Source organism: uncultured Flavobacterium sp. (assembly GCF_963974175.1).
In the GTDB taxonomy this organism is placed as follows: domain Bacteria; phylum Bacteroidota; class Bacteroidia; order Flavobacteriales; family Flavobacteriaceae; genus Flavobacterium.
Genome location: NZ_CAXBBR010000012.1, coordinates 36,400 through 53,060 on the forward strand (window position 1 = coordinate 36,400; position 16,661 = coordinate 53,060).

Below are 16,661 nucleotides of genomic sequence, written 5' to 3' on the forward strand. Positions count from 1 at the left end.
ATTAAGTTCTTGCACTAATCAGATAAATTCTCTCTTAATTTCCTCTAAAGTTTTAGTAGTGAAAATCAATTCGTCTATAATTTCTTTACGCAAAACATCTAAGTCATCATATTCATAATACTTAGCCCATGACGTTAAATTAAGTAGATTTCTAATTTGCTTAATTTTCTTAGTGGTTTCAAAACTTGTGCGAAGTACTGCTTTTCCATCATAATCAGGATTATTTTTATGCTGGTAATTAACCGTATTCTTGTCATAATTCATTTCTAAATAATACAATTCCTCAACTGCATTATCAGGGTAAAATTGAGGCCAAGGCGCAAAACCTAATTTGGTTTTTGAGTCAGACTCAGGTTCCATAGGTTCCAATCGCCATTTACTGTTGGCTAGTCTTCCCCAATGGTTTGACAAGCGATACATCCCCAATTCAGTATAATAATAACTACTCCCCGACTTACTTGCATATTGCACCGTTAGAGCATTGAGACTGCTTAATGGTAGCTCTTGAAAAACACAAAAAGTGTTCTTGAAAGATTTGGGACTGGGGCGAAATATTTTTTGCATTGTACAAAGGTAATCAGAAAGTCTAAAATGCGATAGTGGGAACTAAATATTTGCTTAACTTTGCAAATTAGAATTTTATAAAATTAAATTGATTATGACAAAGTCTTCACAAGAAAAAATGTTACAAAAAGGGGTTTATACCGGGATAATGGAAAAAGATGAAAACAACAATTTCTTTTGTGGTGAATATCTTTTAGATTATAAAATGGCTATTTCTAACCATACTCTAGGCGAGTATATTACAATTAAGTCGATTATTGAAAACCCTAGTGATATCAGCCACAATAAGTACCCTAAGAAGTCTAAAAACTTTGATAAAGCAAACAATAAACCGCAACAATAACATTTTTTAAAGTCTCTTTAATTGAGAAATAAGAACTGTTAGGAGCTCTTTTTTTGGAATATTTTTTAGTCTCAAACTAAAAATTAAAAAAAAAGTGTACTTTTGCAAAAAATTTGTCGGTTCTGAAACCAAATTATATTGATTTTATACTAAAAGACAAGTAGTTACCATATTTATGAAAAAAATAGTTGAATACCGCAAACTGCTAAATGTAGAAAAAACTGCAGAGCTAAAAGAGTTAAAAACCATCTACCGTAATTCTATGAAGGAATGCCATCCTGATAAATTTCAAGGTGATGAGGCAGGATTAAAAGCAGCAGAAGAAAAAAGTAAACAAGTAATTGAGGCTTACCACTTCTTAGTAAGTATCAATCCTGAAACTACAAAGTTGAACTTACCTGAATATACTGAAACAATTACAACCGCAACAATTACAGATTATAAATTTGTTGAAGGTAGATTGATTATCAATTTTTCAAACGGTAGTGTCTATGAGTACATTAGTGTACCAAAAGCAACTTACGTGAAAATGGTAAATGCAGCTTCTCCTGGAAGATTCGCAAAAAGACATATTCTTAGTTCTTTTACTTGGAGAAAAACATTAAACCAAGACTAGACCTATTCTATAATAGAAATACTAAAGCACCCTTAACGGGTGCTTTTTTTATACACGCCTTTTTTTACTTTAAAGTTTCACGACTACTGTATCCTAAAATTATTTAAAAAAAGAGCTGTTTTAGCATAATTAACTTGTTTTTATTACTTTAGACATCACTAAACCTATTTATACTATTTAATAATGACTAACCCCTGCAGTAAATACAAATCACAATATCAAAAGGCCGAAGAAACCTTGACTATTTTAAAAGCAACGAAAGCAGAAATTGAATTCAACCTGGAAACAGATTCCATTAGCGCTGTCTTACACAAAGAACTAAGAACGGTAAATCTGGAAATCAAGATTACTTTAAATGAATTAGAACAAGCTGAGTATGACATTCAACAATGTGAAGCACAACTTAAGTTAACTTAAAAGCTACCTTTATTATCGATCTGGAAAGCAAAAAATGCCACTCTTTTTTAAATTAAGGCATGATCTTTCATTGTATCAGTTGCTTTAAGGCAAATCCAATTTGCCTATATTACGGATATCAATACTACTTTAACCTATTGATAAACTAATGATTACTGCCTAAGTCAGAACCGCATTAACCTACGCATATACTAACAATATGAGTCGGTGAAACAATGTACTGGTTTCGTCCTCTCCTACAAGTACAGCCCTTTTATTAGACAATTTAACTACAATTCGCCGTAATTCATCATTTTGAATACTAAAAAAATAACAAAAATTTAGGTTATAAAATTAATTATACTTTAATAAATTTAAATACTTTTGCACTCTTAACTTAATTAACTAATTAATAATGAAAAAAATAATTTTATTACTTTCTGTTGCTGTTGTTTTATTTTCTTGCAACAAAGTTGGAAAAGACGAATTCCTTATCACTGGTACTGCAACTGGTATTGAAAATGGTAAAACTATAATCTTAGAAACTCAAGATCCTACCACCGGTGCTATTACAGCTTTAGATACCGTAAAAGTAGAAAACGGTAAATTCGAAATTAAAGGAAAAGTTACTGAACCTTCTTTTCATACTATTCAGTTAGAATCAGTAGCTGGAAAAGAACCGTATACAAAAATTCCTTTTATTTTAGAAAATGGAGAAATCACTATCGCTATCGATAAAGACAGTATTCAAAAATCTAAAGTTTCAGGTACTTACAGTAATGATGAGTATGTTAAATTCAATGAGGAAATTAAAGTAGTTCAAAAGAAACTAATGGATTTCCAAACACAAAACATGCAAGCAATGAATACAGCACAACAAGCAAAAGACACAGCTGTAATCAATAAATTGATGAAAGGTTATACAGAAATTCAAGCAGAAGTTGGTGCTGCCACCAAAACAAAATATACAACATATGCTGAATCACATCCTAAATCATATATCAGTGTTTTAATTGTACAAGGAATGGTTAACGATCCTAGTGCTGACATTAAAAAAACAGAAACGATTTTTAATAGCTTAGAAGAGCCTTTAAAAAAGACTAAAGCAGGTATAGCTGTAAAAGCTAAACTTACTGAGGTAAATTCTCCTGCTGTTGGTGCTACTGCTGCTCCAATGGGAGACGCTAAATGAACTTCTAATTTTTCTGCTCCAAACCCTGAAGGGAAAGTCATTTCTCTTAAAGAAAGTTTAGGAAAAGTTACAATTGTAGATTTCTGGGCATCATGGTGTGGTCCTTGTCGACAAGAAAATCCAAATGTTGTTGCGATCTATAAAGAGTTACACTCAAAAGGTCTTAATATCATTGGTGTTTCATTAGACAAAGATGCAGCTAAATGGAAAGAAGCGATCGCAAAAGATAAGTTAACCTGGAATCAGGTTTCTAATTTAAAATTTTGGGATGAACCAATTGCAGCTCAATATGGTGTTGAAGCTATTCCTGCGACTTTTATCCTTGATGCTTCCGGTAAAATTGTAGCAAGAGATTTAAGAGGCGCTGAACTTAGAGCAAAAATTCTTGAACTTTTAGCTAAATAATCGATTTTCAAGTACAAAATAAAAAAATCTCCCTAGTGGAGATTTTTTTATTTTATTCAATACCAATACGTTAAAAATAATACTTAAATTAAGTTCAAATTTAGTTTGCAGAAACGAAAAGTGTTACTATATTTGCCACCGCTAACAACAACATAAGTGTTGTACTCAAAGGCTTCGGGGAGATACTCAAGCGGCCAACGAGGGCAGACTGTAAATCTGCTGACTACGTCTTCGTAGGTTCGAATCCTACTCTCCCCACGAAAAGGGATTAAGATAGATAAATTAAAGTTTTTCAATCTTTTCAAAAGTCCACAAAAAACGTGTTAAGCCTGCAAATCCAACGATTTGCAGGCTTTTTTCATTTTCTGCACTTTGTCAAAATTTATAATAATGATCAAAGTTTCTATGGCAGAATCGTGGCACATTTGCATTTTTTAAAAATGTGCCACAGAATACCAGCTAAACCCTCATAGATACAGGGGTTAACGTGCTTAACGACTTGATTTTTTGAAGTTATAATTCTACATTTATTAACCCTAAAAGTTGAATTATGTTAGAAAGCAGTTTTGGGCTGGTTTTCTTTTTGAAAATCCCCCGCAATGAAAGTAAAATTAGAACCATTTATCTTAGAATTACCGTAGATGGGATACCTAAAGAAACGTCTACAAAACGCAAATGGGATATCTCGCGTTGGGATCAAAAATTAGAAAGAGCAATCGGAACTAAAGAAGATGCGAAATCTATTAATTTTTTCTTAGAGTCTCTTACTCTTAAAATCAATGAATACAAAACCGAGAACATGTATAGCGGAAAGCTTATTACTTCTCAGAAAGTTATGGATTATATTTTAGGGAAAAATGCTGCAAGAGCAAAAGTACTTGAAGAGTTCCAAAAACATAATGATGAAATGACGGCTCTACTGGGTAAAGGATACGCAAAAGGAACTCTAGATCGTTTCACTATCACTATTAATCATTTAAGAGCCTTTATTCGACTTAAATTTAATACAGAAGATCTCGAATTTTCTGATTTGAATCTCGAATTTATAAAAGACTTTCAATTTTACTTACGGTCTGTTCGCAATTGTAGTAATAATACAACCCTGAAATATATCGCTAACTTTAAAAAGATAGTACTACGTGCTATTGACAACGAAGTTATCTTGAAAGATCCATTTAAGAACTTTAAAAGTAAAAAATCAAAAATTATAAAAAAACCCCTTTCTACTCAGGAATTATATGAGTTAGAACGACATTACTTTAGTACTGATCGACTCAATGTAGTTAGAGACGTGTTCGTCTTTCAATGCCACACAGGATTAGCTTATATCGATGTATATCAATTAAAAAAAACTGATATTAAAGTGGGTGTCGATAAACTATCGTGGATCATGTCTGAAAGACAAAAAACAGGATCTTCAACTAATGTCCCGCTCCTACCACAAGCTCTTGAAATAATTAAAAAATATAAAGAACATCCTCTCTGTTTACAACGTGGCACTGTTTTACCTGTAGCTTCAAATCAAAAGATGAACGAATACCTAAAGGAGATTGCGATCCTATGTGCTTTTCCGTTTACTCTTAATACGCATATGGCTCGTAGAACATTTGGAAGTACTGTAACGTTACAAAACAATGTCCCAATCAACGTAGTAAAAGAAATGCTTGGACATTCATCCGTTAAGCAGACAGAAGCCTATGCTATTACAGAGCAGGTTACAGTTGGACGGGAAATGGCGCTATTAAATAAACGTTTAAATAAAGCTAATCCAATAATGTGTGAATCTGATCTTGCCATCCTCTCTAGATTAGAGAAAGAAATAAAAGATATCAAGCAAAAATATAATGTGTCTTAACCAATATTTCATAATAAAATAATAAGTTAACAGATAAGAAATATTACATTTCTCTAAAAAAGTAGTTGCTATTAGCACCACATATAAAAGAGGTTGCTACCGTCATGGAGCAACCTCTTTATCTTTCAAGCAGACTTCACTTCTAACACCGGGATGGTAGGATGGTAAATATTCAACGTATCCTAAATTCTGTAGTTCATTAAAATATTTATGATAAATCGGTATTGAATTAACTAAGTTTCTCGCTCCATATGACAAAAGATCTCAAGTAATAAAAGCAATCAATACTTACCCCTTAATCATTTATAAACTAATCAGTCTTTGAAATCCACTGACCCTCAATTCCCCATTTTTTATTTGGTAATGCAGCGGTTTCGATTATTAGGTTTCCACCGTTACTAATTTCTTCCTGAGTCAACCAATTTCTTAATAAAGGCTCACCGTTTAACCAAACCGACTGAATATAATAGTGATCTTTATTATAATTGCGAACTTCAATATCAAATGATTTACCGTTTTCCCAATTTAAATCTACGTTTTTAAAGATAGGAGCGGTCAAATAATAAATGGGACTACCAATATTTGCTGGTGACAGCCCTATACTTCGCATCACAAACCAAGAGGACATTGTGCCTGCATCATCATCCATAGTGCGAACATAAGCTTGGGGTTCATTCTTATAAATCCTTCCGATATAGGAATCTACCCCTTTACTATTGTCATTAAAATAAGCCTGCACCACGGTATCTAGCATAATATTGCGGAACAATTTCTGTGATTTCCAAGGTTGTGAACTCGCATTATACAAACCAGGAACTTGAAGGTCTGGTTGATTCGCATGGTTGTAATTGTCCTCTGCAAAAAATTGATCTAATTGCTTTAAAAATGAATCTTCGCCTCCTATCAAGTTTTTTAAACCCAACACATCAAAAGGAACAAACCAGCGATACTGCCAAACGGTCCCTTGATACATTCCACGAGCTGGCATTTTATCGAGATCTCCCTTGGATAAATCGGCAAAATCTTTTTTCCAATAGTTTTTATATTTTAAGGCCTTATTCAAATATTGGTTACTTAACAAAGAATCTTTCGTGATTTTCAGAATTTCAGAAAGTGCCCAACTGTCATAAGAGGATTCCAAAGCCTTGTCAGGCGAATTGTATTCCAATCGGTCTACTTCTGCAATTAAAGAATCCTTAATAGTACTAAAATCTACTGGATATCCTTTTTTATATCCATCCAATAAAACGACAATCGCATGTTCCGTGCGGACTGTAGGCGAGGATTCGTGTTTCGTAGCCCAATTATTCTTCCCATACGGATATAAATTAGCAATAGACTTCACGATGGGGCCAAAACGTTCTGGATAAGCTAACGAAAGCATGGGTAATTGCTCACGATAATTATCCCAAATGGCCCAACCGTTGTATATCGAACTACTCGATTTTTGAATCGAACCGTCGATGGCTTTGTAGCTTCCATCCGATTCCGAAACTAAAAATGGCGCTTGTAATCCTCGGTATAAAAGCGAATAGAATAAATCTTCTCTATCTTTTTCGCCAGTTACTTCTATTCTATTTAAAAGATGATTCCATTTTTCCGTTGTTTGCGCCGTTAACTCTTCCAAGGGCATTACCTCTATTCTAGCTTTGGCGTAAGCCGTACTCACGGAGGAAAAACCAACACGAACTTCCATTTCTGTAGCATCAGCAAGCCCAGAAACAAGGTACTTATGTTCCTTAATTGGTTTTATAGTAGCGAAATTTGAGAACTCCAGAATATAATAAATACGATAAATTCCCTTATCACAAGTGGTTTGAGTATCGATCCAACCACTAATGGTATTGCTGTTAACTTCATGCTCTTCAGCAACAAATCGATTAACAAAAGCATGGGATAAATCAATAAAAAGCCCTGCTCCCTTTCTCGTAAATTCATAATGATGAATTCCAAAATTGTGTTTTACACTCATTTGAGCTTTAATCCCATTCTCAAATGCTACTTCATAAAAACCCGGTGAAGCAGATTCTTGTTTTTTGATTAATGGCGTACTCACATCACCATCAAAAATAGGTTTAATAAGCAGATTCCCTCCCGTTCCCAAACAGCCTACTCCTTCAATACGGCTGTGGGTAAATCCCAAAAATTCCTTTGCCAAATGCTCGTATCCTGAATGAATATGAGGATAGGTTTGAGGGCCAATACTCATCATATTGAATGGAGAAGAAGCGGATGGCGACATTTGCCCGTGATCTCTTGATGTACCTAAAAAAACATTTACTTTTTCTACTGGTGATGCTAATTTGGCGTCATTCTTTTGTAAAGATTGGCAAGCTACTGCAAAGATTGCAAGTCCTAAAACTAGTGTTTTTTTCATCTTATAAATTTACGGATCTAAAGGATCGATTGGATTTTGATGCAAAGATTCTATTTTTGGCATAAATTCTATTGCAGTCGAATTTAGTCTTTTTAGAATAATTACAGGCAAATAACCCAATTCTTCTCTACAACGGGCATTAAAATTGGGACTTCCTACATAATCGCTATGGCTGACATTTGTAACTACTATACTTTTTTTATCAATTGGCACTTGATAAGTAATCATCAACCGACTGGCATTTCTTAAATTAGTTGTGGTATGTCTGGCAAAAGGATCAATAAGAATGTTTTCTTCAGGAATATGATACACATCCATCAATTCTTTTTTCATTTCAATAGCCTCACAGTACGGCGCTCTAAAAGGATGGGCATGACCTCCAGAAACAATAATTAAAGGGGCTTTCTTAGCTTCATATTCTAATACTCCTAATTGTATATTTAGTTTTCCAATTGAGGACAATCTGTCTTGATAATTCTCTGGTCCATTTCCCAAAATTAAAATAGAAGCATAATCAAAAGCATTAAAATTTATTTGCTTTATATGATCAATTGCTTTTTTGTTCTCCTTTTCCTCTAACGGTTCGTAGCGCGTCACTTCATCTCGATGGTTCATGTACAAAAGAGACAAACTGAAATCCAGACTTTCTTGAAAAAATAAAGTATTCACTTTAGGTTTTTTATTGTGAAGCAGGTCAGACCACATAAAAACAGATCCTTTATAAAATTTAGACTTTACATCATAAGAAACGGAATCTATTGCAGCATACTGAGGTGCTTCTCCAATACCATAAACCTTCATAATCCGATTCATTCCTTGAGCGCAAACTTGCCACGCTTTGAGCAGTAATTCAGTATCTGTATAACTTTTAAAATTTTCGTGTTTTCCTGAAGGACGCAAATTATTTTTCACAAAATCTTGTAGTTCCTTTTTACTTTTCATCAAAAGTTGAAGTTCATTTTCAATACTTTTGAGTTCTATTTCTTTGAATTGATAGCCACTAATCAAGCAGGAAAGGCTGTCTTTGCAAGAGTTCAGCTTGGAACCAATCTCTTGTTGCTGTTTATTAAAAATACTTTTTAAAACACTATTATTTTCTAAAAGTTGACGAACTGCTTTATCGTTTTGAATCGCTGTCAGCAAATAGAAATTCTTATCCTGTACCACCGAAGATGATATAGATGATTTGGACTTCAAATCAAATCCTTTGCCTTCTTGGCTATAACCTGAAATACATGCAAGCGTAATTAATATGTAAATTAGTTTTTTCATCTTTTTTATATAAAAATTAGGCAATCGATAAGATTACCTAATTTTATTTAGTTTTTAATACCCCTTATTCTGAGTAACCATTCCTATAGGTAATCCATCTATATACCTTTGTGGTATTGGGAAATATTCGTTTTTACCTTTGATAAACACCGCATTAGTTAGATGTGTTCTTCTGGTTTTTTCAATCAAAAGATAAGCATTTAAAACAGTATCCGCCTCTCCCCAACGAACTAGGTTAAAGAAACGATGACCTTCCATTGCTGTTTCCAAACGAGTTTCTAAATGTACTGCAGATTTAGCCACAACTTTACTTGTCCAGACTGTACTGTACGGCGCTATTGTATAATTAGCAGCATTGGCACTTCCATCTAAAGTTTTTACAAAGGCAGTATGAGCTGCACGATTTCGAATTTGATTTACTAACGTTCTCGCTTCTTCTAATTTCCCAATTTCCACTGCTGCCTCTGCCCTCCATAAAACAACCTCTGCATAACGGATAATATAATAATTTAAAGCATTAACATAGGGCCAAACCTTTACATAATACGCTGATTTTGCAGAAACTATACGTTTTTTTGGGGAGAAGGCACCGTATGTAGCCAAATCTCTAGCCCAAGTATCTTGGTATAAAACACCTAAATCTTTATAAGGTATTCCTGGTCGACCAATGGTAATGTCCAAACGAGGATCTACATTATCACTAGCAACAACGTTTACATTATTTTCTAAGGGCAAACCTGACGCATCTGTTTTAAAGGCATTAACAAGGTTCTGTGAAGGACGATGAAAACCATATTGGGAATAAAATGGGCCTCCTGGAGCAGTCAATCTATCGCCTATACTTCCATTATAATTACTAGGTTGTCCGTCATTTATCGAATGTTGAACCGCAAAAATAATTTCCTTATTATTATCATTCTCTGGTAAAAACACTTGTTGAAAATCGGCCAATAAACCATAATTACTACTCATTATTTCAGTAGTTGCGTCATAAGCCAGCTGCCATTTACTTTCAAATAAATAACATTTTGCCAAATAAGCTTTAGCAGCGATTTTAGTTGGTCGTCCCAGTTCACTTTGCGTCTCCGGAAGATTGGTATAAGCTTCCTGAAAATCTGTTTCAATTTTAGTCCAAATCTCATCTGAAGAAAAGGTCGTATTTGATTTTGCATAATCAGCAACGGTTGTAGCCGTTTCATCGATATAAGGAATGTGATTGTATATCTTTTTTAATTCAAAATAAAAGTGGCCTCTCAAAAAACGTAATTCAGCCATTCTCTTCACTTTTAAAGAAGCTTCAAAATCAGTCGAAGCGTTTAACAATCGCATGGCTTCATTAGAACGCTTTACTCCTTCATAAAGTGCCATCCATTTGCGTTCAATATCTACAGTAGTTGCATTTTCATTGTAAATCTCCATTTGGTGAATGTTATTCTGATCCCCTGTTCCACCACCACCTTTATAACTATCATCAGACGTTATGTCTCCAAAACTAAAATTAGAGTCGGGAGAATTATAAGCATTACTGGCCCCATCTATTTGACCATTCAGAACACTATAGGCTGATATTATGGCACGTTCTACATTTGCCGGTTTTGTCATTTCAGAAGGATCAACTTCACCGTAGGTAACTTCCTCTAAAAAATCATTGGAACATGAACTCATCTGTAGGCTTAAAGCCAATAGGAAAACTGTTTTTATTGTGTTTTTTATTCGCATCATTTTTTAATTTAAAAGTTTAAATTACAACCAAAAGTAAATGTTCTTGAAGGTGGATATATCCCTCTATCAATCCCTATATCAAGGTTCCTATTACTTGAAGAATAACTTTGTAGACCTATTTGAGGGGTCATTCCACTATATTTTGTTATAGTAAAAACATTACTAGCCTGTCCATAGAAACGCAATTTCATTCCAGCTAAAGCTTGCGAAGGAAAAGTATAGCCTAATTGTAAATTGTTTAATTTAAAATAAGAACCGTCTTCAACATAATAGGAAGAAGCACGGATGTTATTGTTTCTATCGTCTAATGACAATCTTGGGATAGTAGAATTTGGATTATCAACTGTCCAAGCATCTAATAAAGCGACATCTTTATTGTAAGCGGCCTGATTGAAAAAATGGGTTTTGTACTTGGTTAAATTGTAGATATCGTTTCCAAAACTTCCGTTAAAAAACATTCCTAAATCAAACTGTTTGTATTTAAGGTTGATATTGAAACCAAGCATCAAATCAGGATGTGGAGAACCAATAAAAGTCCTATCTTTACTATCAATTACTCCATCACCGTTAACATCTTTAAACTTAAGATCTCCAGCTTGTGCATTAGGTTGCAAACCATAATCTGAAACTTCTTGTTGACTTTGAAATAAGCCTTCAGAAACATATCCATAAAAAGATCCTATAGGTTCTCCAACTGCACTTCTAGATATTTCCTGATCAAAATTAACAGTATGCAAAGAGGAACTAGGAATTCCTAAATAAGCTACGCTATTTAAAGCCGTCAATTCATTTTTATAACCCGTCAAATTCAAAGCAAGGTCATAGGAGAAATCACTTATTTTATCAGCAAAATTTAAATCTAGTTCAAAACCATGATTTTTCATTTGCCCGTCATTAATCCATTGTCCATCATTAGTACCTCCATAGGTTAGTGGAACCACATTATAAACAAGAATATCATTTGTTTCCTTATTGTAATATTCTGCAGTAACATTTAATTTATCATTAAAAAAACCTAGATCAACTCCAATTGTTCTCTGAGTAGTTGTTTCCCATGATAAATCAGCATTAGAAACGCGTGTTTGTGTTAAACCTGTTGAAGTCACATTTTGACCACCAGCAATAGCATAATCAGAATAATTATTGTTATTTGAATAACTGTCTACAGTAGAATAAGAAGGCAATTGTTGATTTCCTGTTTGTCCCCAACTGGCACGTAATAAAAATGAAGTAAATACATCTCCAAAATCAAAGAATTCTTCCTTGTCAATTCTCCAGCCTCCAGAAACTGCTGGAAAAGTACCCCAATTATTATTGGCTAATCTTGAAGTCCCATCCCTTCTAACGGTGGCGCTTACTAGATATTTTTGATTAAAATTATAATTTACTCTACCAAAATAAGAGTTCAAAGCCCACTCGTTAGCAGTACCAGTGTTTAATTGATTTTCAGTACCGTAACTTAAATATCTGAAATTTGGATCTTCATAAAGGAAATTTTGACGAGAAGCACCAAACCCTTCGTAATAATACTTAATCGCTTCTTGCCCTAAAAGAACATCTAGATTATGATTCCCTATTTGTTTCTTATAATTTAAGGTGTTTGATACCGTTAATTGATAATTAAAACTGTTGTTAGTGGTTAACGAATTTTTTATATTTTGGGAAAGAATTTCATTATAAACCGGTGAAAAACCTCTGTAATTATAATTTTGAAAATCCAACCCCAAAGAGGTTTTAAAAGTAAAATCACTTATTTTTACACTGGCAAATACATTTCCTAAAGCCTGAATTCTTTTTTGCTTATTGTCTTTGGCCCGAGTTAAATTCCCAAGTGGATTTGCAATATCATTGATTGGATTTCCAGCAAAATCTCCATTATTATCATATACTGGAACAATAGAAGGAAATTGCAATGCATCATAAACGATACTTCCCAAAGCGCTATTCGTTCCTGTTGCTACTTGCTCCGTATATGAAGACGTAAAGTTTTCACCAATAGTCAAAAAGTCTTTAATGGTATAACTGGAATTAAATCGAGCCGAAAAACGTTCAAAACCGGTATGCTTTATAATTCCTTCCTGATTAAAATAGCCAAGAGAGAAAGCGTGTTGGCCTTTTTCATCCCCTTTTGACAGCGATAAATTATATGAATGAACAGCGGCGGGCTGCATAATTTCATTAATCCATTTTACATCGCCACTTGGAATGGTTTTACTAGAATTAAGATACTCGGGAATTGTTGGAGAATTAGGATTGCTTCCGTAGATCCCACTTGCTGGTACTTTCCCATCATTTTTTGTGGCTTGCCAAAGTAAATCACCATATTGTTGTGCATTCAGCATAGTAGGCAAATTAAAGGCCGATTGAACACCGGAATACCCATCAAATTGTATTTCAGTTTTACCACTTTTTCCACCTTTTTTTGTTGTTATAACGACAACTCCGTTAGCAGCACGAGAACCATAAATAGAAGAAGATGCGGCATCCTTTAATACTTGAAGAGTTTCAATGTCTGTTGGATTTATACCATTTAATCCATTTGAAGCCGGAACCCCATCTATAATTACTAATGGATCATTATTGTTAATGGTACTAAAGCCTCGTACACGAATAGAAGAACCTCCTCCTGGACTGTTATCACTCATGATTTGAACACCAGGTAAGCGACCTTCAAGCATTTCAACTACATTAGCCTTTGGTTGCGATTTAATATCTTTCATTTTTACAGTAGAAATAGAAGCGGTAACATTTCTTCTTTGTTCTGTACCATATCCCACAACTACAACCTCGTCTAACTGAGAAGTTGATTCAGAAAGAATTACTTTAATTTCTGTCTTATTCTCAATATTGATTATTTTAGTTTCAAATCCCATATAACTAATGGATAAACTGCTCGTGTTTTCAGGGACATTAATCATAAATTTCCCGTCAAAATCAGTGGTGGTGGTTATTGCAGTTCCTGCTACAAAAACAGATGCTCCAGGAATAGGCAAATTAGAATTATCTAAAACTACTCCAATAATTTTTCTGTTTTCTTGAGTCTTATTTTGATTTGAATTACCAAGTTCTTTTACTAAAATTCCGTTTTTAGTTATCTTAAAATCAAGACTCAACTTGGTTTTTAAAACAGCTAGTACTTGATTTAAATCTTGGTTATTTGTCGTAATAGAAATTTTTTCCTGAAGAAATTTCTGGTCTGACATATAAATGAACTTTTTGTCAATTTGCTGTTCTATGAGAGAAAATATTTGTTTTACGGAAACGTCTTTTAGATTTAAATTGATTTTCTCGTTTTCAGCTACATTTTCTACGGCTTCAATTTTCATTGGAGTATTAGAATAAATCGTTCCAATACCCAACTGAAGGCATAATGATAAGGTTAGAATAATTTTTTGTTTCATTTTATCTATGATTACTTAATGTTATTTTTAACAAACTAAGACTGATTTTAAAAAAGTTAGTTTTTCTACTAATTATTAAACAGAGTTAAATAACTCTATCTTTTTTATGAGATTCCAAAGCCTTACTAATATATTTGAGTGCAATAGCTATATGATTTTCAACCGTTTTAGGAGTGACGTTTAGAATTACCGAAATTTCTTTGTATTTTAATCCATCGATTCTACTGAGCTCAAAAGCTTGACGTGACTTTTTAGGAATAACATCTAATATTTCACGAATCAAATTGGTATTAATTTCCTTTTGTTCATTTTCAATAATCTCCTGCTCTCTACTGGGAGAAAACATTGTATTACTAGTTTTACTTTCATCGATTTGTTGATGAAACTGCTCTGATTTCCGTACTGTTTTTAAACTGTTTTTTACTACTACATAGATATAGGATTTAGGATTTTTAATTTTATCAATAATATTTCTATTGTTCCACAACTGAATAAAAATATCAGCTACTTTTTCTTCTACAAGACAAGAATTCGATTCATAGCTCAATCCAAAACGACACAAAGGAGTATAATACCTATTAAAGAAAAGTTCCATTGCTTCGTATTGACCATTTCGAATTTGCTGAAATAGGTAATTGTCCGAAAAGCAATCACTATTGCCCATTTTTATTTGGTTAATTTTCATGGTATTTTGCTATTTCGAAGTTGTTTTGAATAGTTTTTGTTATACTCACATCTAAAATAAATTCTAGAGAAGTTATAAATTCATCAATTGACTGATTCTTAAAAGCCCCTTTGATATGCCTATTTGCAATTACAGCATCCTTAATTACAAAATTCGCCCCATAGAATTGATTAATTTTAGGAAGAGCATCTTCAATTTTCACATCGTCGAGTAGAAGTATATTATCTTTCCAAGCTAAAATTTTATTGACATCAAAATTTCTTTTGATGACACACTTTGTTTTAGCATTCCAAACCAATTCTTCATTTGGCATTAGGTTAATTTCATCCTTACTTTCTTTCAGTAATACATTTACCTTTCCCTTTGCTAATGAAATTGTTTGGTTAATTACACTGCTATTAACATTAAATTCTGTTCCTAAAACTTTCACATCAAAATCAGTAGTATGGACAATAAAAGGGGAATTAATATTCTTTGTAACTTTGAAGAAAGCTTCTCCTTTTAACCAAATATCTCTCTGTTTTCCAAAATCATTAGAGTATTTAACTTCACTTCCCGAGTTTAAAACTACAGTACTGCTATCAGGTAGCATAAAAGTGAGCCGCTCTCCTTTAGAAGCAATTTTATGGTTGGTATATTCTAAATTTGGTATTGCAACAAAATAAAAGATCGTGCAAAAGACTAAAATTAAAGCAGTAGAAAGAAGCACCTTGTTTTTTAATGAACTCCTTACAAGGTTTTCCATTTCTGGTTTGTTGTGTTTTTTAATGATTTGTCCAAAAGAAGTAGTTGCTTTGGGTAATTCACTATTGGGATAACTAATCCAAATTGTTTTAAAATCTTCAAAATTAGCAAGTAGATCATCATCTAAAGACAATTCAATTTCAAATACAGATCGCTCTGCTTTTGACATTTCATTAGTAAGATACCTCACACACTTTTTTTCTTTCTGACTAATATTCAACATAAATAGTTCTCTTTACTAATAAGAGTCAAAATAAGAGAAATACCCCTAGTTTTCAATACCATCAAATCAGCACGATATTGTTAACTAATCGTTAATAGCTAATGTTTGTGGGAGACAAGTACACTTTTTTTAAATTTATAAATTAATCAAACTGCTAAATTTAAAAGAGTGGTTAAGAGGTACTATTTCTGCTTTACAAACAAACAAGTCGTTTCTCCAAAGAAACAGACATTACAAAACATATGAAAGGAGCTTAATAAGCTCCAAAATGAGTTTGTTTCAATCAAGGAATTCTGTCAATACACACCCTTAAAAACTGAACCAGTTGAGCCTTTGATTATTGGTTAAAAATTATAATTGAGGTGTTCAAAATTTAATCTTTAGCTGTTCAAATAGTCCACTTACTCCGTTCATTTTTTAGTGTCGTTTTTTCAATTTTATTATATAATTCGCAATATAAAAGTACTTTTCTAGAGCATTATTTTATAAAATCATTACGATAAAAAAAGGGTGAATTTGGTTACCTATATAAAATAAAGCAAATAACATGATGAAAAAAACACATTAAAAATAGAATCAACCCCTTATTTATTAACTACATACGTATTAAAAAAAAACTTTAAATACTAGTATTAGACTGATCCCAAAAGTTTGGACAAATTCATATTTAACTTTGATACTAATGAGCTCTATATTGTATCGGGCTCATTTTTTTTTAATTCGACTTGATTCAATCCTTATTTTAATATTTTATATCTTCATTTATTTCTTATTTTAATTGGTCTAATGAGATGTGTTTTTTAAGATAAAATAGTTCAGATTTTAATATTCCAAAGAAGTTTTAAAGTGTTGTATTGTCTAAACAA

The 16,661-nt window shown here is 32.9% G+C and carries 12 protein-coding genes and 1 tRNA gene; 6 read left to right on the forward strand and 7 right to left on the reverse strand.

The genetic code is table 11. The features are described from left to right. Nucleotides 1-18 precede the first annotated feature (18 nt). Entirely contained in the window at nucleotides 19-564 is a 546-nt protein-coding gene (locus tag AAC069_RS15420; protein ID WP_339921330.1) for a hypothetical protein, read from the reverse strand. A gap of 94 nt (nucleotides 565-658) precedes the next feature. Between AAC069_RS15420 and AAC069_RS15425 the strand changes: the two genes are divergently transcribed. The 6 genes from AAC069_RS15425 to AAC069_RS15450 all read left to right on the forward strand — a co-directional run bounded on the left by AAC069_RS15425 (nucleotide 659) and on the right by AAC069_RS15450 (nucleotide 5,371). Continuing rightward, the gene (locus tag AAC069_RS15425; protein ID WP_339921331.1) at nucleotides 659-907 is read left to right on the forward strand and encodes a hypothetical protein; all 249 of its coding nucleotides are present in this window, start codon (nucleotides 659-661) and stop codon (nucleotides 905-907) included. Between the two features lie 175 nt (nucleotides 908-1,082). Next, entirely contained in the window at nucleotides 1,083-1,523 is a 441-nt protein-coding gene (locus tag AAC069_RS15430) for a KTSC domain-containing protein (protein WP_339921332.1), read from the forward strand. Nucleotides 1,524-1,706: 183 nt separating this feature from the next. Continuing rightward, complete coding sequence (locus AAC069_RS15435; protein ID WP_339921334.1) at nucleotides 1,707-1,940, forward strand: hypothetical protein; 234 nt, start codon at nucleotides 1,707-1,709, stop codon at nucleotides 1,938-1,940. A gap of 394 nt (nucleotides 1,941-2,334) precedes the next feature. After that, the gene (locus tag AAC069_RS15440) at nucleotides 2,335-3,111 is read left to right on the forward strand and encodes a DUF4369 domain-containing protein (RefSeq protein WP_091093468.1); all 777 of its coding nucleotides are present in this window, start codon (nucleotides 2,335-2,337) and stop codon (nucleotides 3,109-3,111) included. A 581-nt stretch (nucleotides 3,112-3,692) separates the two neighbouring features. Beyond that, a tRNA-Tyr gene (locus tag AAC069_RS15445) sits at nucleotides 3,693-3,774 on the forward strand. Between the two features lie 292 nt (nucleotides 3,775-4,066). Continuing rightward, on the forward strand, nucleotides 4,067-5,371 hold the full coding sequence (locus AAC069_RS15450; protein WP_339921336.1) for a site-specific integrase: 1,305 nt from the start codon (nucleotides 4,067-4,069) through the stop codon (nucleotides 5,369-5,371). A 310-nt stretch (nucleotides 5,372-5,681) separates the two neighbouring features. Here AAC069_RS15450 and AAC069_RS15455 read toward each other — a convergent pair whose 3' ends face one another. The 6 genes from AAC069_RS15455 to AAC069_RS15480 all read right to left on the reverse strand — a co-directional run bounded on the left by AAC069_RS15455 (nucleotide 5,682) and on the right by AAC069_RS15480 (nucleotide 15,795). Then, a complete protein-coding gene (locus AAC069_RS15455) occupies nucleotides 5,682-7,748 on the reverse strand; it encodes a glycoside hydrolase domain-containing protein (protein ID WP_339921337.1) in 2,067 nt (688 codons plus the stop codon). Nucleotides 7,749-7,757: 9 nt separating this feature from the next. Then, nucleotides 7,758-9,020: a YdcF family protein gene (locus tag AAC069_RS15460; protein ID WP_339921338.1), complete on the reverse strand. Its 1,263-nt coding sequence runs from the start codon at nucleotides 9,018-9,020 to the stop codon at nucleotides 7,758-7,760. A gap of 54 nt (nucleotides 9,021-9,074) precedes the next feature. Next, nucleotides 9,075-10,742, reverse strand: a complete 1,668-nt coding sequence (locus AAC069_RS15465) for a RagB/SusD family nutrient uptake outer membrane protein (RefSeq protein WP_339921339.1) — start codon at nucleotides 10,740-10,742, stop codon at nucleotides 9,075-9,077. A gap of 8 nt (nucleotides 10,743-10,750) precedes the next feature. Beyond that, nucleotides 10,751-14,143, reverse strand: coding sequence for a SusC/RagA family TonB-linked outer membrane protein (locus AAC069_RS15470; protein ID WP_339921340.1), 3,393 nt, complete (start codon nucleotides 14,141-14,143; stop codon nucleotides 10,751-10,753). A gap of 85 nt (nucleotides 14,144-14,228) precedes the next feature. Continuing rightward, nucleotides 14,229-14,828 carry a sigma-70 family RNA polymerase sigma factor gene (locus AAC069_RS15475; protein WP_339921341.1) on the reverse strand — a complete coding sequence of 200 codons (600 nt, stop codon included), beginning with the start codon at nucleotides 14,826-14,828 and terminating at the stop codon, nucleotides 14,229-14,231. Next, entirely contained in the window at nucleotides 14,818-15,795 is a 978-nt protein-coding gene (locus AAC069_RS15480) for a FecR domain-containing protein (RefSeq protein WP_339921342.1), read from the reverse strand. The genes AAC069_RS15475 and AAC069_RS15480 overlap by 11 nt, the downstream gene beginning before the upstream one ends. Between the last annotated feature and the right edge of the window lie 866 nt (nucleotides 15,796-16,661).

Excerpts from the sequence above, each read along its gene's own strand:
- AAC069_RS15425 (WP_339921331.1), top strand. The coding sequence starts at position 659 with ATGACAAAGTCTTCACAAGAAAAAATGTTACAAAAAGGGGTTTATACC.
- AAC069_RS15435 (WP_339921334.1), top strand. The coding sequence starts at position 1,707 with ATGACTAACCCCTGCAGTAAATACAAATCACAATATCAAAAGGCCGAA.
- AAC069_RS15455 (WP_339921337.1), bottom strand. The coding sequence starts at position 7,748 with ATGAAAAAAACACTAGTTTTAGGACTTGCAATCTTTGCAGTAGCTTGC.
- AAC069_RS15430 (WP_339921332.1), top strand. The coding sequence starts at position 1,083 with ATGAAAAAAATAGTTGAATACCGCAAACTGCTAAATGTAGAAAAAACT.
- AAC069_RS15420 (WP_339921330.1), bottom strand. The coding sequence starts at position 564 with ATGCAAAAAATATTTCGCCCCAGTCCCAAATCTTTCAAGAACACTTTT.
- AAC069_RS15440 (WP_091093468.1), top strand. The coding sequence starts at position 2,335 with ATGAAAAAAATAATTTTATTACTTTCTGTTGCTGTTGTTTTATTTTCT.
- AAC069_RS15475 (WP_339921341.1), bottom strand. The coding sequence starts at position 14,828 with ATGAAAATTAACCAAATAAAAATGGGCAATAGTGATTGCTTTTCGGAC.
- AAC069_RS15480 (WP_339921342.1), bottom strand. The coding sequence starts at position 15,795 with ATGTTGAATATTAGTCAGAAAGAAAAAAAGTGTGTGAGGTATCTTACT.
- AAC069_RS15450 (WP_339921336.1), top strand. The coding sequence starts at position 4,067 with ATGTTAGAAAGCAGTTTTGGGCTGGTTTTCTTTTTGAAAATCCCCCGC.
- AAC069_RS15470 (WP_339921340.1), bottom strand. The coding sequence starts at position 14,143 with ATGAAACAAAAAATTATTCTAACCTTATCATTATGCCTTCAGTTGGGT.
- AAC069_RS15465 (WP_339921339.1), bottom strand. The coding sequence starts at position 10,742 with ATGATGCGAATAAAAAACACAATAAAAACAGTTTTCCTATTGGCTTTA.
- AAC069_RS15460 (WP_339921338.1), bottom strand. The coding sequence starts at position 9,020 with ATGAAAAAACTAATTTACATATTAATTACGCTTGCATGTATTTCAGGT.